Here is a 17,547-nt window from a genome sequence, read left to right on the forward strand (position 1 = left end):
ACTCCTCGCGCTCACGCGAGCACCACGGAGCGGGTCAGGTGCCGGGGCGCGTCCGGGTCGAGGCCGCGGCTGGTGGCCAGCGCGACGGCGAACCGCTGGGCGAGGATCAGGTCGGCCATCGGGTCGACCGGGGTACGCCCGGCCGCCCAGCTGGTCAGCACGGTGTGGCAGCCGTGCGTGCGGCTGTGCAGGAAGGTGGCGCCGGTGGCGTCGACGTCCTCCGGCAGGCCGTCCGGGATTCCGCCGAACGCCCACACCAGCCGGCCGGGCGCGGCCACCGAGATCGGGCCGTGCCGGTAGTCCATGGCCGGGTACGCCTCGGCCCAGAAGGTGGCCGCCTCGCGGCACTTCAGCGCGGCCTCCTGGGCCAGCCCGACGGTCCAGCCGCGGCCGAGGAAGGTGACCTGCTCGACGGTGGCCGGGTCGACCGGCAGCGGGGCCCGGACGGCGACCTCGGCGTCGGCGGCCAGCCGGCCCAGGTCCTCGCCGAGATGGGCGCGGAGCAGCGCGAGGGCGGTGGTGGCAAAGCGGGTCTGCACGACCGACCGCTCGTCGGCGAAGGGCATGGTCACCGCGGCGTCGGCCAGCTCGACGGCGGGGGAGCCGGGGTCGCCGACCAGGACGGTGGTGGGCACCCGGCCGCGCAGCACGCCGAGCAGGTCCAGCACCTCGGTGGTGGTGCCGGAGCGGGTGATCGCGATGAGCCGGTCGTAGCGGCGGCCGGTGGGGTACTCGCTGGCCTGGAAGGCGTCGGTCTCGCCCTGCCCGGCCGCCTCGCGCAGCCCGGCGTACGCCATCGCCATGAACCACGACGTGCCGCACCCGACGACGGCGACCCGCTCGCCGGGCCGGGGCAGGCGGTCGGCGACGGTCGGGGCGAGCCGGGCCGCCTCCCGCCAGCAGTCGGGCTGGCTCGCGATCTCCGCGTGCACGTACGCCATGACAACTCCTCGACCAGGGGAGACCTTGCGCAATACGGCGCGATACGGCCGCCTTTCGCGCGTCATTCTGCGCGAAGTCGGGCGGTCGTGGCAACCGGCTCCCAGATCGCGCAGGTCAGGGTTTTGCGCCCGGGTAGTTTCGCGCACTACTGTGCACGCAATCAATCACCGTTCGTGCAGAGTCAGTGGAGGGCCCCGCGGTGGACCGGTACGCCCGATGGAACGCGCTGCTCGAGATGCTGACCGACAGCGGCCGGGTCAGCGTCGAGGAGGCGGCCGCGCGCCTGGACGTCTCCCAGGCGACCATCCGGCGTGACTTCGACCAGCTCGCGCAGCAGCAGATGATCACCCGTACCCGGGGCGGTGCGGTGGCCAACGGAGTCTCGTACGACCTGCCGCTGCGCTACAAGACCGCGAAGCACTCGGCGGAGAAGCAGCGGATCGGGGCGGCCGCCGCGGCGCTGGTCTCCCCGGGCACCGTGGTCGGCCTCAACGGCGGCACCACCAGTACGGAGGTGGCCCGGGCCCTGGCCGTCCGGCCGGACCTCAACACCAACGCCGAGGGCGCCCAGCTCACCGTGGTCACCAACGCGCTGAACATCGCCAACGAACTGCTGGTCCGCTCGCGGATGAAGGTGGTGGTGGCCGGCGGCGTGGTGCGGCCCAAGTCGTTCGAGCTGGTCGGCCCGCTCGGCGGGGCGCTGCTGCGCGAGGTGACCCTGGACGTCGCCCTGCTCGGCGTGGACGCGATCGACCCCCAGCTCGGCGCCGCCGCCCATCACGAGGGCGAGGCGGCGATGAACAGCCTCATGGTGGCGCGGGCGAAGCGGGTGGTGGTCATCGCCGACTCGTCCAAGCTGGGCGGTCACGCGTTCGCCCGGATCTGCCCGGTGGACCGGGTCGAGACGCTGGTGACGGACTCCGGTGCGTCCCCGGTGGTGGTGCAGGCGTTCCGGGACGCCGGAGTGCAGGTCGTCTGCGCCTGAGTGGCGCCCCGCGGCGCGTCCGCGGCGAATCAGGGAAAACCCCGATGCATACCAGGTATTGTCAGCGGCTGCATACCGCGTATGGTGTCCGCTGTCGCCTATATATCGGGGGAGGTCAGCTTGACGGCTGTCCTGGAGATCGAGGGTCTCCGTAAGACGTACCGGAGCCGCAGACGCGGCACCCGTCACGCGCTCGACGGCTTCGACATGCGGGTCGAGGCCGGCCAGGTGCACGGGTTCCTCGGCCCGAACGGCTCGGGCAAGACCACGACGCTGCGGACGCTGCTCGGCCTGATCCGGCCGAACGGCGGCCGGATGGCGATCCTGGGCCACGAGCTGCCGCACGCACTGCCCACGGTCGCCGGCCGGATCGGCGCCATCGTGGAGAGTCCGCAGTTCTTCCCGCACTTCTCCGCCCGGGACACGCTGGCCCTGCTGGCCTCCGCCGGCGACCTGCCCCGGCAGCGGGTCGACGAGGTGCTGGAACTGGTCGGGCTCCGCGAGCGGGCCGGCGAACGGGTGAAGACCTACTCGCTCGGCATGAAGCAGCGCCTGGCGGTCGCCTCGGCCCTGCTGAAGGACCCGCAGCTGCTGATCCTGGACGAGCCGGCCAACGGTCTCGATCCCGGTGGCATCCGGGAGATGCGTACGTTGATGCGCGATCTGGCCGCCAACGGGATGACCGTGGTGCTCTCCAGCCACATCCTCGGCGAGATCCAGCTCATCTGCGACTCGGTCACCATCATCTCGCTGGGCCGCCGGGTCGCGTACGGGCCGGTCGACGAGGTGCTCGCCGCCCACTCGCAGGGCGCGGTCCGGGTCCGGCTGGAGGCCGTCACCGACCTGCCGCAGGCCGCCGACGCGCTGGCCGGGGCGGGGGTGCGGGTCACCGCCACCGAACCGGACCACCTGATGCTGGCCGGCGTCGACAAGCCGGCCACGGTCACCCGCCTGCTCGCCGAGCAGGGCCTGTACGTCAGCGAGCTGGCCCCGGTGGCGGTCGACCTGGAGAGCGTCTTCCTGGAGCTGACCGCCACCGCGCCGGTGCCCGGCCAGCACCGGCAGGTCGACCAGTCCATGAAGGTCGGTGAGCCGGGCGCCGGCAGCACCGCGGGAGGTTGGGGCGCATGAGCCTGTTCGTCACCGAGCTGCGCCGGCTGGCCAAGCGCCGGCTCACCCGGCTGCTGCTGGTCCTGCTGCTGCTCGGCCTGGCCGGCGTGGCCACCGCCTTCAACTTCTCCAGCCACAAGCTGTCGCCCGAGGTGGTGGCGGCGGCCCAGGCCGAGTCCGACGCCCAGTACCAGCGGTCCCTGGCGGCCTGGCAGAAGGAAGTCGCGGATTGCGACGCCGCCCAAGCCCGCGGCGAGAAGGTCGAGGACCGCTTCGGGCCCAACTGCTCCCGGGACTTTCAGCCCCAGCCGGAGATGTTCGACCCGAAGTGGAACCTGCCGTACCAGTTCGACTTCCGGGCCGAGTTCTCCACCTTCATCGCCGTCTTCGCCGGGGCGGTGGCGCTCTTCGCGTTCATCGTCGGGGCCTCCTTCGTGGGGGCCGAATGGAGCACCGGCGGCATGATGAACCTGCTGCTCTGGCGCCCGAAACGGCTCGCCGTGCTGGGCACCAAGCTGGCCGCCGTGCTGACCACCGTGCTCGGGGTGACGGTGGTGCTCGGCGCGCTCTGGACGGCCGCGTTCTGGCTGATCGGCACCTTCTCCGGGACCACCGCGAAGATGACGCCGGGCGTCTGGCGGTCCTTCGGGCTGGACGGTTTGCGGGCGGTCGGGCTCGTCCTGGCGTTCGCCGCGGTGGCGTTCGCGCTCGCCTCGCTGGGCCGGCACACCGCGATGGCGCTGGGCGCCGCGGTGGCCGTCTTCGCGATCAGTGAGGTCGGCCTCCGCATCGCGATGGCCGTGCTCGGGGTGCCGTTCGGCGAGCGTTACCTGCTCTCCACGTACGCCCAGTCCTGGTTCATGAAACAGGTGAAGCTCTTCGACTACGACGCCTGCCAGTTCGCCAAGGGCGAGTGCCACCCGGGCGAACTGCTGGTCACCTGGCAGGACTCCGCCCTGGTGTTCGGCCTCGGGACCGCGGTCGTGCTGGTCGCCGCGTTCTGGGCGATGCGCCGGCGGGACATCACCTGACCGTGGGACGCCCCCGGTCCGCGCCGCCAGCGGCGGCGCGGACCGCGCGTCCGATGCGACCGGTCGGGACCCTGGCTAGGCTGGGGATCCCCGGCCGGTCGCCGCCGCGTCGGTCGCCCACCCCCCCCCGAGGAGCGCCATGCCCGCCGACGCCTCCCCGGCCGCCACCGACCGGCCCGAGCCGTCCGGCTCCGCTGCCGTCGCCCGCCGGGACGCCGGCGCCACGGTCCCCCCACCCCGCTCCGCACCCGCCGTCGAGGCCGCCCCGGTCGCCGAAGCCGATGCCGCACCGGCACCGGCGGCCCCGGACGCGGAGGCGGTTGCCGCACCGGCACCGGCCGCCCCGGACGCGGAGGCGGTTGCCGCACCGGCACCGGTGGCCGCCCCGGCCACCGGCTCGGTGCAAACCGGCCGCACGGACCGCGACGCGGCCCCGGCCGCCACGGGTGACCTGACCGAGCGGGAGCGGCGGATCCTCGCCTTCGAGCAGCAGTGGTGGAAGCACGCCGGCGCCAAGGAACAGGCGATCCGGGACACCTTCGGGCTCTCCGCGACCCGGTACTACCAGCTGCTCAACGGGCTGCTCGACCACCCGGCCGCGCTGGCCGCCGAGCCGGTGCTGATCGGCCGGCTGCGCCGGCTGCGCTCCTCCCGGGCCCGCAACCGACGACGCTGACAATCCGTCCCCGTTCGCGGCCCCGGTTCCGGCCCCGACTCCCGGCCCCTGGCCACGGCCCGGCCCTCGGCCCTGGCCCTTGGCCCTTGGCCCTTGGCCCTTGGCCCTTGGCCCTTGGCCCTCGGCCCTCGGCCCTCGGCCCTCGGCCCCGACTCCCGGCCCCGACTCCCGGCCCCGACTCCCGGCCCCGACTCCCGGCCCCGACTCTCGGCCGCGGCCGGCCCCGGAACGCCGGCTGGACCGGTCGGTCGCTGCGCCGGCAGGCAGGCTGCTCAAGCGCGATATGCCTCTGCGGCATATTCATGCCGCAGAGGCATATCCGTCTCAAGCGGTCGCATGGTTCGAGCATGTGGGCCGTTTCGCCGCCGCCCGATGACGGGTCCACCGCAGGGCCGGAAGGATCAACTGGCGGGAAGCGGCGCGCTGCGGCATGGGGCCCGCCGGCCCGGGTAGGCGGCAGGGCGGCCGGCGGGCGGCAGGGCGGCCGGCGGGCGGCGGGCGGCAGGGCGGCCGGGCGGGCGGCGGGGCGGGCGGCGGGCGGCGACGGAGGGAGCAGACCGATGGGGGCACCAGATCGCCGGTACCCGACCGGGAGCGTGCCGGCGCGGCCGGTCGGGACGGCACCGATGATGCGGGTGCGTTCCGCGTCCGACCCGGCGCCCGGGCGGCTGGAGAACGAGGACCTGGTCTTCCGCTTCGGCCCGTTGGTCGGGGTCCTCGACGGCGCCACCGTACCGGAGGGCTTCGAAACCGGCTGCGTGCACGGTCCGTCCTGGTACGTCCGGCACCTGGCCGCCCGGATCGGGCTGGCCGTCGCGGCCCGGCCGGCGGCGACCCTGATGAGCAGCCTGGCGGCGGCGATCCTGGCGGTCCGCGCGGACCACTGCGACGCGTGCGACCTCGACCATCCGGGCACCCCGTCCTCCACGGTCTGCCTGCTGCGGGAGGGCGGTGACCAGGTCGACTACCTGGTGCTCTGCGACAGCCCGCTGGTGCTGGACACCGGCGATCAGGTCAGCGTGGTCTCCGACGACCGGCTGGACGCGGCCGTGGCGGAGTTGCGTCGCGCCGCCGACGCGCTGCCCGACGACGTCGACCCGCTGACCCGGTTCCGCCGGGCGGTGACCGGGCAGCGGGCCCGGATGAACCGGACCCACGGCTACTGGGCCGCCGCCAGCGACCCGGACGCGGCGTACCACGCGGTGACCGGGACGCTGCCGCTGCGCGGGGCCGGCGCGCTGCGGCGGGCCGCGCTGCTCAGCGACGGCGCGTCCTGCGCGGTCGAGCAGTTCGGCCTCTTCGACTGGGCGGGGCTGCTGGAGGTGACCGCCGTGGAGGGGCCGGAGGGGCTGATCTCCCGGGTCCGGGTCGCCGAACGGGACCACGCCGACCGGCTGCGCCGGCACAAGCGCACCGATGACGCCTCGGTGGTCCTCTGCGAGTTCCGGTGACCACCCTCACGCAAGTACGGCCGGTCGGCTGACAACGCAGCGTGAGGCGGAACACCCCGGGGGTACGACCGGACGGCACCCTCGGCCGGACCGGCAGTCCCCGCCCAAAGCGGTGGACTGGAGCCGGTTCGACCGGCAGACTGCGGCTCGTGACGGGTGCGGTACGACTGGAGCCGGTGGATGAGCGGAACCTGGAGCCGTTGCTCTCCGTAGCGGCCGCCGAGGCCGACCCCGAGGATGTGATGCCTCCCGTGCAGGCGCCGGCCGGGTGGTCGCTGGCCCGTCGTGACGCGTTCCGCGAGTTCCACCGGGCCAGCTTCGGCGGCCTCGACGGCCCCACCCGCACCCAGATGTACGCGATCGTGGCCGGCGGGGAGGTTGTCGGCATGGTGCGGATGACCCGCCGGGACGAGCCGGGCACCGTGGAGACGGGCATGTGGCTGGGGCGCTCGGCGCGGGGCCAGGGTCTCGGTGCGGCCGCGCTGCGTGAGCTGCTGCACGTGGCGGCGGCGGCCGGGATGCGCACCGTCGTGGCGGAGACGACTCCGGACAACACCGGGGCCATTTCGGTGCTGAAGAAATGCGGCGCGGAATTGCGTGAAAAGGACGGCAAGCTCTACGCGGAAATGTGCCTGGATTCGGCGCTTCCGGCCCGCTGAAGCGAACTGATTGCCTTCGGGCAATTGTCTACGCTGCCCTGCTCACCCGGGCGCACCTGACCGTTTCATGGCACCTTGTTCCCCAATTGACGCGCCTTCCGAATGGCGCCACAAACCCTGCCACTGCCGGCACGAATAAATGTTTTGTGCTGCCCACCACGGGTACTGCCCGCCGGGTCCGCTGATACGGGGCGCCGGTCGCAGGCCCATTTCCGCTGATCCCCGGTAGCTGTTTTCCGGGCCTGCGTCACGAGGGTGTCCGCTTCCGCCGGGGAGCGAAGGAGTGCCGAATGAAGAGCGGAGCACGGGTAGCGCTGGCGGTGGGCTTCGGCTACCTCCTGGGCCGCCGCAAGAAGATGCGTACCGCGCTGACCCTGGCCGCCGCGGTGGCGGCCGGCCGGGCCAGCCAGCAGCCCGGCGGGCTGAAGAAGGTCGCCACCGACCTGATCGGGGCGAACCCGCAACTGGGGAGCCTGAGCAAGCTGGGCGTACCGCTCGCCACGGCCGGCCGGGCCGCCGCGAGCGCCGCGGCCGGCAACGGCATCGACGTGCTGAGCGGGAAGCTGCGGGACGGCGCCGACGCGCTGCGCCGCCGGTCGTCCGGCGGCACGGGCACGCGGCCGGCGTCCGGCGAGCGGTCGGCCCCGGACGAGGAGCCGGACCTCGACGAGCAGCCCGCGGCCCGAAACGACGGCGGCCGGGACGACGGCGGCCGGAAGGCCGGCGGTCGGGGCGACGGCGGTCGGGACGACGGCGGCCGGGGCGACGGCGGCCGGGACGACGGCGGTCGGAGCGAGGCTCCGGTCGCCCGCCGCGGTCAGCGGGGGCGGTGACCATGGCCACCGACAACCTCGCCGGAAAGGCCCGCGACCAGCTCGGTGGCGAGCTGCGCAACCTCGCCGCCGCGATCGGTGAGCGGGCGGTGCAGGTGGTGACCGAACGGGTCACCGGCGCCACCGGCCGGCTCAGCGACTACGCGAAGCAGGGCGGCGGACCCGGTCTGGTCGCCGCCGCCACCGGCGCACAGAGGCTCGCCGAGGGCCACTCCCCGATGAAGGCCATGTTCCATGCCGGCGTGGCCGGCGGTAAGGAGAAGGTGATGGCGGCGTTCGGCGGTGGCGGCGGGCGTGGCAAGGGCGGCGGCGGCAAGAAGCTCAAGGTCACCAACATCGTCGAGACGATCGAGGTCGGCGTGCCGGTACGGGTCGCCTACAACCAGTGGACGACCTTCGGCGACTTCCCCAGCTTCATGAAGAAGGTGGAGCAGGCCGACTGTGACTCCGACGAGAAGATGACCTGGAAGGCGCAGGTCTTCTGGTCGCACCGCAGCTGGGAGTCGACCATCGTACGGCAGATCCCGGACCGCCTGATCCACTGGCGGTCCAAGGGCGAGAAGGGCTCGGTGGACGGCACCGTCAGCTTCCACGAGGTCGGCCCGGACCTCACCAAGATCCTGGTGGTGCTCGAGTACCACCCGCAGGGCCTGTTCGAGCACACCGGCAACCTGTGGCGGGCCCAGGGTCGCCGGGTGCGGCTGGAGTTGAAGCACTTCGTCCGGCACGTGATGACCCAGACCGTGCTCGACCCGGACTCCGTCGAGGGCTGGCGTGGCGAGATCGAGGACTCCCAGGTGGTCAAGGACCACGAGACCGCGTTGCGCGAGGAGCGGGCGGCGCGTGAACGGCCCGCGCGGGGCCGCCGCACCGAGGAGGAGCCGGAAGAGTACGAGGAGGAGCCGGAAGAGTTCGAGGAGGAGCCGGCCGAGGAGCGCCGGCCCGCCGAGCGCGGCCGCCGACGCCCGCCGCAGCGCCGTCGCCCGCCGGAGGAAGAGGAGTACGAGGACTACGACGAGGGCGACGACTTCGACGACGACGAGTACGCCGAGCAGCCCGAGGAGGAGCCGCCGCCGCGCCGGCAGCCCGAGCGACCCCGCCGCCCGCAGCGCGCCGCCCGGGAGCCCCGCGAACCGCGCGGCGAACGGCCCCGCCCGGCGCGGCGTACCGGCGAACCCCCTCGACGGCCGGTGGTGCGCCGCCGGCGAGAGGAGGGTGAGGAATGACCGCGGCCCCGACGACGGGCCAGCCCGGCGGCGCGCTGGAACGCACCGCCGGCGGTGGCGAGGGCGCCCTCGCCGACGTCGTGGAGACCGTGCTGGACAAGGGCGTGGTGATCGACGCGCAGGTGTCGGTGGGCGTGGTCGGCATCCAGCTCCTGGAGATCGACGCCCGGATCGCGGTCGCCAGCCTCGAGACGTACCTGCGGTTCGCCGAGGCGGTCGACCGGCTGAGCATCACGCCGAAGGACCAGAAGGGACTGCCGGACCTGGTCGGCGACACGGCCGCCGCGGTCACCAAGGGCCAGGCGATCTCCGGGCTCGGCAAGGCGGCCCAGGAGATCAGCGGCGCGGTGGCCGACTCGCTCCGCGACCGTGGCGCCGAGCGGGAGCGGCAACGGCCGCGCCGGCGGCGGGACGGGGAGCGCTGAGATGGCTCCGGAGAACGGGCTGTTCATCTACGGCATCGTGCCGTCCGACGTCGAGCCGACCCCCGAAGCCGAGGGGGTCGGCTCCCCGCCCGGCGAGGTGATCGCGATCCGGCACGGCGAGCTGGCCGCGCTGGCCAGCGAGGTCGGGCTGGAGGAGCCGCTCGGCCGGCCGGCCGACCTGACCGCGTACGAGCGGCTGCTGGACGGGACGGCGGTGGTCGCGCCGGTGCTACCCGTCCGGTTCGGCACGGTGGTGACCGGTGCGGACGCGGTCGAGGATCTGCTCGCCGCGCACCACGACCGGTTCGCCGCCGCCCTCGACGAGTTCGCCGACCGGCTCCAGTACACCGTGCACGGGCGCTTCGACGAGCAGGAGTTCATCGGCGGGTTCCTGGCGGAGGACGCCTCGGCCGCCGCCCTCGCCGACGAGGTGCGCGGCCGGCCGGAGGCGGAGAGCCGGGAGCAGCGCATCCGGCTCGGCGAAATGATCAGCCAGGCGGTGGAGCTGCGCCGGGAGGCGGAGAACCGCGCCCTGGTCGACGCGGTGGGCCGCACCGCGGTGGCGGACGTCCCCCTACCGCCCAGCCACGAGCTGGACGCGGTGCGGGTCTCCTTCCTGGTCGCCGAGGAGGACGAGGACGAGTTCGTCCGGGCCGTGGAGGACGTCGCCGAGCAGCGGCGGGAGCTGATCCGGATGCGGCTGATCGGCCCGCTCGCCCCGTACGACTTCGTCAACGCGCACCAACTGGCGGAGTGAGCCGTGGAGCTCCTCTGGGCGCTGCTGACCCTGCCGTACGCCCCGGTGCGGGGCCTGACCGCCGTGGTCAAGGTGATCGCCCGGGAGGCGGAGTCGCAGCAGCACAGCCCGGTCAACGTCCGGCGTGAGCTGGAGGAGCTGGACCGGGCGGCGGCGGCCGGGGACATCACGCCCGAGGAACGGGACCGGGGGCAGCAGCAGGTGCTGGACCGGCTGACCAGGCCGGCCGCCGAGGGCGGCGGCACCCCGCCGCCGGCCGCCGGGACCGGCGGCGCCTCACCGCGGCGTACGGGCGGTCCCCGCCGGGCGGCGCCCGCCCGGCGGGGGACCGGCGGCCGGGACGGTGGCGCGCGTCGCGGACGAGGGGGAGGACCATGACGGCACGGAACCGGGGCGACGACGACCGCGACCGGTGGCGCGACCGGGGCGGCCGGACCGGGGAGCGGTATCTCGACGAGGGCGACGAGGAGGCGGTCAGCGCCGCCGAGGCGGCCCGGGAAGGGCTGCGCCAGATCGTCGAGCTGACCGGCAGGGACCCGCTCGGGGTCACCTCGATCCAGCCCACCGACGACGGCTGGCGGATCGGGGTGGACATCGTCGAGCACCACCGGATCCCCTCGTCGACCGACCTGCTCGGCCTCTACGAGGTGGACCTGGACATGACCGGCAGCCTGCTCGGTTACCGGCGGACGCGCCGCTACCAGCGGGGCAAGGAGGACTGAGATGACGCTGGGTCCGACGCCTCCGGTGGTGCAGAACTCCGGCCAGGTGCTGCCGGCCGGGCACGAGCCGGCGAACCTCGGCGACATCCTCGAACGGGTGCTCGACCGGGGCATCGTCATCGCCGGCGACATCCGGGTCAGCCTGCTCGACATCGAGCTGCTGACGCTGAAGCTGCGCCTGGTCATCGCCTCCGTGGACACCGCGCGGCAGATCGGCATCGACTGGTGGGAGCACGACCCGTGGCTCAGCTCCCGGGCCCGCCCACCGGTCGAGCCCGGGCCGCGCGATCCGGAGGAGGTCGAGGCGTCCCGGCGGCCCCGGGTCGCCGCCCGCGCCGCGAGGGAGGAGCGCGATGAGTACGACCGCTGAGCCGGTCCCGACCGGCACCGGCGTCTGGCTGCACGGGGTGACCGCCGAGGTCGTCCCGGCCACGCTGGCCGGCCTCACCGGCATCGCCGGCACGCCGGCCCGGGCGGTGCCCGGCGCCGGCCTGGTGGCCGTGGTCAGCGACGCGCCGCTGGCCGAGTACGGCGAGGAGGCGCTGCGCCGCAACCTGGAGGACCTGGGCTGGCTGGAGCGGGCCGCCCGGGCGCACCACGCGGTGGTGGACGCGCTGTCCCGGTCCGGCACGGTGGTGCCGGCCCGGCTCGCCACCGTGCACCGCGACGACGACCGGGTGACCCGGGTGCTGCGGGAGCGGCGGGACGAACTGGCCGGCACGCTGGCCCGGCTCACCGGCCGCGAGGAGTGGGGGGTCAAGGGGTACCTGGTGCCCGGCGCGCCGCCCCGCGCCGAGGAACGGGCCGGCGAGGGCGGGTCCGGGGCGGCGTACCTGCGGCGGCGGCGGGCCCAGCTCACCGCCCGCGAGGAGGGGCAGCGGCTCGCCGCCGAGGCGGCCGCCGCCGTGCACGCCGCCCTCGCCGGGTACGCGGCCGCCGCCCGCCGGCACGCCCCGCAGGACCGGCGGCTGTCCGGCGCACCGACCGCCATGGTGCTCAACGGCGCGTACCTGGTCGACCGGGACCGGCTGGACGGCTTCGCCGTGCTGGTCCGGGAGCTGACCGGGCGGCACCCGGAGCTGCGGCTGGAGCCGACCGGCCCGTGGCCGCCGTACTCCTTCGTGGCGGGACCGGAGGCGGAGCCGGCATGGGCGTGACCTCGCTGGCGCCGAGCAGCGCCGACGACCCGTTGGATTACCGGCCGGTGGCCCTGGTCGACCTGCTCGACCGGGTGCTCGCCACCGGCGTCGTGATCACCGGGGACATCACCCTGGCCATCGCCGACGTCGACCTGGTCCGGATCTCGTTGCGCGCGCTGGTCGCGTCGGTCGGCGCGCTGGCGCCACCGCCCCTGGCGGTCCAGCCGTGACCGGCCGGGACGAGGCGGCCGAGCTGGCGGCCGCGCTGGGCGAGCCGCGGTGGCAGGCGCCCCGGGTACGGCCGCTGGAGCGCCGGCTCGCGGTCGACCGCGACTCCGTCGAGCGCGGACTGGCCAGCCTGGTGCTCACCGTGATCGAGCTGCTGCGGCAGCTGATGGAACGGCAGGCGCTGCGCCGGGTCGACCTCGGCGACCTCACCGAGGAGCAGGTCGAACGGATCGGGGCCACGCTGATGGCGCTGGAGGAGCAGATGACCCAGCTCCGGGAGTACTTCGGCCTCGCCCCCGAGGACCTCAACCTGGACCTCGGCCCGCTGGGTCCGCTGCTGCCGACCGACTGACCCGGGCGACCGCGTGCGGTGCCGGCCCGCTCAGCGGCCCGCCCGCTGCTGCGCGTAGGCGGCCAGGTGGGCGAGCTGGCCGGGGTCGAGGGAGGGGCGGACCCGGGTGCGGGCCGTCTCGACGTGCGCGGCGGTGACCGTGGCGGCGGCCAGCGACTCGCGCATCGCGGCGAGCGCCGCCTCCCGGATCAGCGCGGCGCAGTCGGCGGCGGAGAAGCCGTCCAGCTCGGCGCCGAGGGCGGTCAGGTCCACGTCGGGGGCGAGCGGGACGTTCCGGGCGGCGGACCGGAGGATCTCCGCCCGGGACGGGCCGTCCGGCGGCGGCACGTACACCAGGCGTTCCAGCCGGCCCGGGCGGAGCAGCGCCGGGTCCACCAGGTCCGGCCGGTTCGTCGCGCCGACCACCACCACGTTGCGCAGCGCCTCCACCCCGTCCAGTTCGGTGAGCAGGGCGGCGACCACCCGGTCGGTGGTGCCCCCGTCGCTGGCCTGGCCGCGTACCGGGGCGAGCGCGTCCACCTCGTCGAGGAAGACCAGGGTGGGGGCGGCCTCGCGGGCCCGGCGGAACAGCTCGCGGACCGCCCGCTCGCTCTCGCCGACCCATTTGGACAGCAGCTCGGCGCCCTTCACCGACAGCACGTTCGCCCGCCCCGAACCGGCCAGCGCGGTGACCAGGTAGGTCTTGCCGCAGCCGGGCGGCCCGTAGAGCAGCACCCCGCGCGGCGGCGTCACGCCGAGCCGGGCGAAGGTGTCCGGATAGGTCAGCGGCCAGAGCACCGACTCGGTCAGCGTCTCCTTGACCTCGCGCAGCCCGCCGACGTCGTCCAGGGTCACCGAGGCCAGCTCCAGGGTGGACGCCGCCATCGTGGTGGGCCGGACCACCTCCAGCGCGGCGGTGAAGTCGGCCATCGCCACGGTGGGCGTCTCGGCCGCCTTCTGCCGCAGCGCCGCACGCACCCCGGCCTCCCGGACCAGCGCGGCCAGGTCGGCGGCCACGAACCCGGGGGTACGCCCGGCCACCTCGTCCAGCCGCACGTCCGGGTCGAGCGGCACTTGGCGGGTGAGCACGGTGAGCTGCTCCCGGCGCAGCGCCGCGTCCGGCAGCGGCACGGTGATCTGCAGCGCGAGCAGCTCCGGGCCGCGCAGTGCGGGGTCCACCGCCTCGGGCCGGCCGGTGGTGCCGACCACGGCCACCCCGGCCCGGACGGTCTCGGCGACGATCTGCCGGAACACGGTGGCCACCGGGCCCGGGTCGGTGGCGGGGGCCAGCGCCTCCAGGTCGGTGACCAGCAGGATGGCGGGCGCTCCGGCGCGTACCGCCGCGGCGGCCTCGCGCAGCCGGCGGGCCGCCGCGTCGTTGCTCAGCGCGGCCAGCTCGGGCGCCCAGAGCGGGCAGACCCGGGCGCCGACCCGGGCGGCGACCGCGCGGACCAGCGCCGACTTGCCGGATCCGGCCGGCCCGCTGAGCAGCACACCCAGCGAGACGGTGGTGCCGAGCCGGTCCAGCACCTCCCGGTGGTGGAAGCCCAGGTCGAGCAGTTCGGTCAGCTCCTCGGCCTGCGGGCGCAGGCCGGGCAGTTCGTCGACGTCGGGCGCGTCCGCCGGCCCGACCAGGCCGACGGCGTCCGGCTCCGGCGCGGCCCGGCCGGTGTCGGCGTCCGCCCCGGTCCGGCCGCCAGGCCCGCCGAACCCGGCGGGTTCGACCGGGCGGGTGGCGTCCCGGCCGGACCCCGGCGCCGCACCGGCCGGCCGGTCGCCCGCGCGCCGCCCGGTCGGGTCCGGCCCGCCCGGGCCGGATCCCCGGGTGGCCGGGCCGTGCTCCCAGCCGACCACCGTGTCCATGGTGACCAGCGCACCGGTCCCCGGCTCGGCGGCGACCACGGTGAGCAGGGTGCTGGTCCAGGCGTACCCGACGGTGTTGGCGAGGCTGCGCCGGGCGGCCTCGACCAGGCCGCGCGCGGCGGCGTCGGGCAGCACGTCCTGGGGCAGCAGCGAGACGTCGTCGCCGGCGGTGACCACCTTGCCGAGCAGGGCGAGCCGGAGCATCTCGGGGGAGACCGCGGCGACGACCCCGACCGGTCCGGTCAGGGTGACCCGCCGGGCCGGGGTGACCGGCAGCGGGCTCACCGTCACCTGGCCGCCGTCCCGCAGCCCGAGATTGCCCAGCAGCAGGTCGTCGGCGTAGAGCAGGACGCTGCTCGCGGTCGGCTCGGCCGGCGTCACGATGCCGGCGGTGACCCGCCGCCCGGCCAGCCGCACCGGGTCGCCGGGGCGCAGCGCCAGCGCGGTGAGCACCTCGGGGTGCAGGCGGACGACGCCGCGCCGGGCGTCGAGCGCCGCCGCCCGCAGGCTCGCGGTCAGGGTCAGGTCCGGTTCCGCCACCCGCCCGACAGTAGCCGCCGGCGTCCCGCCGCGCGGCGCGGGCGGTTCACCGCGGGCCGATGTCCTCCAGCAACGACGGGTCGCGCCGGATCATCTCGGCGAGCCGGGCCGCCGGGTCGGTGGTCACTCCGTCCTGGCCGGGGGCGGGCACCGTCTTCACCGACATCGGCCAGGACGGCGGCGGGGCCGGCGCGGCGGCCGGCTCGACCGTGACCTCCGGTCCGGACCAGGAGATCCGCAGCGGGTACGCCCGTCCGTCCTGCTCCACCCGGAGGGTGACCGCCACGCCGGGATGCCCGGCCACCACCCGGCGGACCGCCTCGGCGATCTCCTCGACCGGGTCCTGCTGCTCCGGCCCGGGCGCCCCCCGCAGCCGGTACGCGCCGTGCCCCTCCCGCGTCACCGGGCCCGCCCCGCCGGCGGTGGCCTCCTCGCCGTCCTCCCCGGGGCCCGGCGTCCGGCGGCGCAGCTCTTCGCGGCGCGCCAGCCGGGCCAGGGTCTCGTCCAGTTCACCTCTCATCACGTCACCCCTTACGCGTGATACGGGTTGCAGGACCGGATCAGGCCCTCCGATCCCGGGTCGCCCGGTCCAGCGCCCGGTCGAGGACGACCAGCAGGGCGTCCCGTACGGAGAGCCGGTCCCGGGCGTCGAACTGCACCAGCGGCACGTGGTCGCCGATCGCCAGCGCCCAGCGGATAGAGGGTAGGTCGAGCGCCAACCGGCCGTCGAAGGCATTCACGCCGACCGCGAACGGCAGGCCGGCCCGCTCGAAGTAGTCGATCGCCGGGTAGCAGTGGTCCAGCCGGGCGCTGTCCACCACCACCAGCGCGCCGAGCGCGCCGCGGGCCAGGTCGTCCCACATGAACCCGAAGCGGGACTGCCCGGGCGTGCCGAAGAGGTAGAGCTTGAGGCTGCGATCGATGGTCACGCAGCCGAAGTCCATGGCCACCGTGGTGGTGGTTTTCTCGGAGTCCAGGCCGGGGTCGTCCACGCCGATGCCGGCGGTGGTCATCTGCGCCTCGGTGGTCAGCGGGGCGATCTCGGAGATGGCGGCCACCGTGGTGGTCTTGCCCACCGCGAAGCCACCGGCGATCAGGATCTTCACGGGGATCGGCGCCCGGGTGGACGCCGAGCGGCCCGGCCCGGCGCTGTCCGGCGCCGGGGCCCGGTACGGCGGCGGAGGCGGAGGCGGAGGCGGTACGGGCGGCGGCGTGGGTGGCGCGGCCGCCTGGCCGGGGACGGAACCAGGGGCGGCCGGACCGCCGTAGCGGGCGGCGGCGTTGTTGGCGACCGACCCGCCCAGGGCGGCCGCCGGCCAGTCAGGAGATCGCACGGAGTCCATCAATCACTCGCAGGATGATGTCGGGGTCGTGGGCGTCGTCGTTGTCGTCGACGTGCACGTCGAGGTGGCCGGCGGCGTGCAGGTCACCGACGAGTACCCGGGTCACGCCGAAGTGCATCCGGGTCCGGGCGGAGATCTCGGCGACCGAGATCGGGTCGGCGCTGAGCACGACGATCGTGGCCAGTTCGGGGGCCAGTCGGCCGATGACCGCCCAGGAGGCGCTGCCCGGCCGGGCGGTCACCTGGGTCTCCAGGCCGATCGCCGGGTCACCGGCCACCCGGCCGGCGGTCAGCACGAAGGGCCGCGGGCCGGGCGGTTCCCCGCCGGCCTGGTCCGCCTCCGCACCGGAGGCGGGCGACCGCAGGTACGGTCGGATCCGGACCCCGGGTTCCGGGTCCGGATCCGCGCCGGCCAGCTCCGGGTTCACTGCTGCACGGCGTTCTTCAGCTCGGCGATCAGGCGCGGGGTCAGCGCGCCGCCGGCCCGCCCGGCGAAGAGCGTCATCTCGTACGCCACGGTGCCCAGGTTCGCCGAGCGGTCGGCGACCACCCCGAGCACCGAGCCGCTGCTGATCGCGCTGATCAGCAGGTAGCCCTCGGTCATGTCCACGATCACCCGGTTCAGGCCGCCCAGCGCGTACCAGCTCGCGGCGCCACCGGCGAGACTGGTCATGCCGGAGACCACGGCGGCGAGCCGTTCCGCGTTGGAGCGGTCCTTGATCGCCGACATGGCCATCAGCAGTCCGTCGGCGGAGACGGCGATCGCCTCCACCACCCCGGCGGTGCTGGAGGTGAACGAGTCGAGCAGCCAGTTGAACGTGCGGGCCTCCGGGCTGAGTTCCCCGGTGGCGTTCTGGTCAACGTTTTCGTGCAGGAATGGGCTGGTCACCGTGTCGGATCCTCTTCGTGACGGCGGGCGGGATTGACTTCGCGCAGAGCACGGGCGACGCCCGCCTCGAACTCGGTGATGAGGTCGCGGACCTCGCCGGGGTCGCCGGGGTCGGCACTGGTGGGGGACATGGACTGCGCGGGGGAGACGGACAGGTTCGCGCCGGGCACCCGGCGGCTGAGCTGGGGCGGTTCCGCACCGCGGGGCGCCTGGCCGACGTCGCCCTCGGCCCGCCGTACTCCCTCCTGGACCGCCTCGACCAGGGCCCGGGCGCTGGACGGGTCCGCCGGGTCGCCGATCAGCGGTCCGGCCGGAGCGGCCGGCGGGGCGGCCGGCAGGTTCGCGCCCGGTACCCGCTGCCGGATCGGCGACCGGGCGGCCGGCCGGCCGGCGGGCGG

20 protein-coding genes and 3 pseudogenes are annotated in these 17,547 nt (G+C 75.1%); 16 read left to right on the plus strand and 7 right to left on the minus strand.

Annotated features, from left to right (window positions below; translation table 11 throughout):
- Positions 1 to 11: 11 nt before the first annotated feature.
- Positions 12 to 941 (minus strand): SIS domain-containing protein, encoded by a 930-nt coding sequence (locus LQ51_RS09010; protein WP_046564251.1) that lies wholly within the window; start codon positions 939 to 941, stop codon positions 12 to 14.
- A gap of 200 nt (positions 942 to 1,141) precedes the next feature.
- Here LQ51_RS09010 and LQ51_RS09015 point away from each other — a divergent pair, with 200 nt between their 5' ends.
- The 16 genes and pseudogenes from LQ51_RS09015 (at position 1,142) to LQ51_RS09090 (ending at position 12,536) form a co-directional block, all read left to right on the plus strand.
- On the plus strand, positions 1,142 to 1,927 hold the full coding sequence (locus LQ51_RS09015) for a DeoR/GlpR family DNA-binding transcription regulator (RefSeq protein ID WP_046564267.1): 786 nt from the start codon (positions 1,142 to 1,144) through the stop codon (positions 1,925 to 1,927).
- A gap of 120 nt (positions 1,928 to 2,047) precedes the next feature.
- Positions 2,048 to 3,058, plus strand: a complete 1,011-nt coding sequence (locus LQ51_RS09020) for an ATP-binding cassette domain-containing protein (RefSeq protein WP_046564252.1) — start codon at positions 2,048 to 2,050, stop codon at positions 3,056 to 3,058.
- Positions 3,055 to 4,068: an ABC transporter permease subunit gene (locus LQ51_RS09025; RefSeq protein ID WP_046564253.1), complete on the plus strand. Its 1,014-nt coding sequence runs from the start codon at positions 3,055 to 3,057 to the stop codon at positions 4,066 to 4,068. Before LQ51_RS09020 ends, LQ51_RS09025 begins: the two co-directional genes overlap by 4 nt.
- A 139-nt stretch (positions 4,069 to 4,207) precedes the next feature.
- Positions 4,208 to 4,744 carry a DUF3263 domain-containing protein gene (locus LQ51_RS09030; protein ID WP_046564254.1) on the plus strand — a complete coding sequence of 179 codons (537 nt, stop codon included), beginning with the start codon at positions 4,208 to 4,210 and terminating at the stop codon, positions 4,742 to 4,744.
- Positions 4,745 to 5,304: 560 nt separating this feature from the next.
- On the plus strand, positions 5,305 to 6,195 hold the full coding sequence (locus LQ51_RS09035; RefSeq protein WP_046564255.1) for a hypothetical protein: 891 nt from the start codon (positions 5,305 to 5,307) through the stop codon (positions 6,193 to 6,195).
- A 149-nt stretch (positions 6,196 to 6,344) separates the two neighbouring features.
- Entirely contained in the window at positions 6,345 to 6,854 is a 510-nt protein-coding gene (locus LQ51_RS09040; RefSeq protein WP_046564256.1) for a GNAT family N-acetyltransferase, read from the plus strand.
- A 290-nt stretch (positions 6,855 to 7,144) separates the two neighbouring features.
- Positions 7,145 to 7,687 (plus strand): hypothetical protein, encoded by a 543-nt coding sequence (locus LQ51_RS09045; RefSeq protein ID WP_231605616.1) that lies wholly within the window; start codon positions 7,145 to 7,147, stop codon positions 7,685 to 7,687.
- A gap of 2 nt (positions 7,688 to 7,689) precedes the next feature.
- Positions 7,690 to 8,913: an SRPBCC family protein gene (locus LQ51_RS09050; RefSeq protein WP_046564257.1), complete on the plus strand. Its 1,224-nt coding sequence runs from the start codon at positions 7,690 to 7,692 to the stop codon at positions 8,911 to 8,913.
- Positions 8,910 to 9,131, plus strand: a pseudogene (gvpJ, locus tag LQ51_RS34495) (gas vesicle protein GvpJ); the annotation flags it as partial. The gene LQ51_RS09050 and the pseudogene gvpJ (LQ51_RS34495), both read left to right, overlap by 4 nt.
- Before the next feature lie 208 nt (positions 9,132 to 9,339).
- On the plus strand, positions 9,340 to 10,095 hold the full coding sequence (locus LQ51_RS09060) for a GvpL/GvpF family gas vesicle protein (RefSeq protein ID WP_046564269.1): 756 nt from the start codon (positions 9,340 to 9,342) through the stop codon (positions 10,093 to 10,095).
- Positions 10,096 to 10,098: 3 nt separating this feature from the next.
- A complete protein-coding gene (locus LQ51_RS31865) occupies positions 10,099 to 10,473 on the plus strand; it encodes a gas vesicle protein GvpG (protein WP_082159331.1) in 375 nt (124 codons plus the stop codon).
- A complete protein-coding gene (locus tag LQ51_RS31870) occupies positions 10,470 to 10,817 on the plus strand; it encodes a gas vesicle protein GvpO (protein ID WP_082159332.1) in 348 nt (115 codons plus the stop codon). Before LQ51_RS31865 ends, LQ51_RS31870 begins: the two co-directional genes overlap by 4 nt.
- A 1-nt stretch (position 10,818) precedes the next feature.
- Positions 10,819 to 11,019, plus strand: a pseudogene (gvpJ, locus tag LQ51_RS34500) (gas vesicle protein GvpJ); the annotation flags it as partial.
- Between the two features lie 151 nt (positions 11,020 to 11,170).
- The gene (locus LQ51_RS09080; RefSeq protein ID WP_046564260.1) at positions 11,171 to 11,974 is read left to right on the plus strand and encodes a GvpL/GvpF family gas vesicle protein; all 804 of its coding nucleotides are present in this window, start codon (positions 11,171 to 11,173) and stop codon (positions 11,972 to 11,974) included.
- A complete protein-coding gene (locus LQ51_RS09085) occupies positions 11,965 to 12,186 on the plus strand; it encodes a gas vesicle protein (RefSeq protein WP_046564261.1) in 222 nt (73 codons plus the stop codon). The genes LQ51_RS09080 and LQ51_RS09085 overlap by 10 nt, the downstream gene beginning before the upstream one ends.
- Positions 12,183 to 12,536, plus strand: coding sequence for a gas vesicle protein K (locus LQ51_RS09090; RefSeq protein ID WP_231605618.1), 354 nt, complete (start codon positions 12,183 to 12,185; stop codon positions 12,534 to 12,536). The genes LQ51_RS09085 and LQ51_RS09090 overlap by 4 nt, the downstream gene beginning before the upstream one ends.
- 30 nt (positions 12,537 to 12,566) lie before the next feature.
- Here the strand turns inward: LQ51_RS09090 and LQ51_RS09095 are convergent, their stop codons facing one another.
- The 6 genes and pseudogenes from LQ51_RS09095 to LQ51_RS09120 all read right to left on the minus strand — a co-directional run.
- Positions 12,567 to 14,918: an AAA family ATPase gene (locus LQ51_RS09095; protein WP_046564262.1), complete on the minus strand. Its 2,352-nt coding sequence runs from the start codon at positions 14,916 to 14,918 to the stop codon at positions 12,567 to 12,569.
- Between the two features lie 46 nt (positions 14,919 to 14,964).
- A complete protein-coding gene (locus LQ51_RS09100) occupies positions 14,965 to 15,438 on the minus strand; it encodes a hypothetical protein (protein ID WP_046564263.1) in 474 nt (157 codons plus the stop codon).
- Between the two features lie 40 nt (positions 15,439 to 15,478).
- Positions 15,479 to 16,261, minus strand: a complete 783-nt coding sequence (locus LQ51_RS09105) for a GTP-binding protein (RefSeq protein ID WP_197087595.1) — start codon at positions 16,259 to 16,261, stop codon at positions 15,479 to 15,481.
- Positions 16,239 to 16,688 carry a DUF742 domain-containing protein gene (locus tag LQ51_RS09110; RefSeq protein WP_046564264.1) on the minus strand — a complete coding sequence of 150 codons (450 nt, stop codon included), beginning with the start codon at positions 16,686 to 16,688 and terminating at the stop codon, positions 16,239 to 16,241. Before LQ51_RS09110 ends, LQ51_RS09105 begins: the two co-directional genes overlap by 23 nt.
- Positions 16,685 to 17,149: a roadblock/LC7 domain-containing protein gene (locus LQ51_RS09115; protein WP_046564265.1), complete on the minus strand. Its 465-nt coding sequence runs from the start codon at positions 17,147 to 17,149 to the stop codon at positions 16,685 to 16,687. Before LQ51_RS09115 ends, LQ51_RS09110 begins: the two co-directional genes overlap by 4 nt.
- A pseudogene (locus LQ51_RS09120) lies at positions 17,146 to 17,547 on the minus strand (histidine kinase); the annotation flags it as partial. The pseudogene LQ51_RS09120 and the gene LQ51_RS09115, both read right to left, overlap by 4 nt.

Source organism: Micromonospora sp. HK10 (assembly GCF_000982955.1).
Taxonomy (GTDB): Bacteria; Actinomycetota; Actinomycetes; order Mycobacteriales; family Micromonosporaceae; genus Micromonospora.

Bases quoted from the DNA above. Each gene is read 5' to 3' on its own strand.
- LQ51_RS09010 (WP_046564251.1), bottom strand. From the start codon at position 941: ATGGCGTACGTGCACGCGGAGATCGCGAGCCAGCCCGACTGCTGGCGG.
- LQ51_RS09025 (WP_046564253.1), top strand. From the start codon at position 3,055: ATGAGCCTGTTCGTCACCGAGCTGCGCCGGCTGGCCAAGCGCCGGCTC.
- LQ51_RS09030 (WP_046564254.1), top strand. From the start codon at position 4,208: ATGCCCGCCGACGCCTCCCCGGCCGCCACCGACCGGCCCGAGCCGTCC.
- LQ51_RS09035 (WP_046564255.1), top strand. From the start codon at position 5,305: ATGGGGGCACCAGATCGCCGGTACCCGACCGGGAGCGTGCCGGCGCGG.
- LQ51_RS09045 (WP_231605616.1), top strand. From the start codon at position 7,145: ATGAAGAGCGGAGCACGGGTAGCGCTGGCGGTGGGCTTCGGCTACCTC.
- LQ51_RS09050 (WP_046564257.1), top strand. From the start codon at position 7,690: ATGGCCACCGACAACCTCGCCGGAAAGGCCCGCGACCAGCTCGGTGGC.
- LQ51_RS09060 (WP_046564269.1), top strand. From the start codon at position 9,340: ATGGCTCCGGAGAACGGGCTGTTCATCTACGGCATCGTGCCGTCCGAC.
- LQ51_RS31870 (WP_082159332.1), top strand. From the start codon at position 10,470: ATGACGGCACGGAACCGGGGCGACGACGACCGCGACCGGTGGCGCGAC.
- LQ51_RS09080 (WP_046564260.1), top strand. From the start codon at position 11,171: ATGAGTACGACCGCTGAGCCGGTCCCGACCGGCACCGGCGTCTGGCTG.
- LQ51_RS09085 (WP_046564261.1), top strand. From the start codon at position 11,965: ATGGGCGTGACCTCGCTGGCGCCGAGCAGCGCCGACGACCCGTTGGAT.
- LQ51_RS09100 (WP_046564263.1), bottom strand. From the start codon at position 15,438: ATGAGAGGTGAACTGGACGAGACCCTGGCCCGGCTGGCGCGCCGCGAA.
- LQ51_RS09105 (WP_197087595.1), bottom strand. From the start codon at position 16,261: ATGGACTCCGTGCGATCTCCTGACTGGCCGGCGGCCGCCCTGGGCGGG.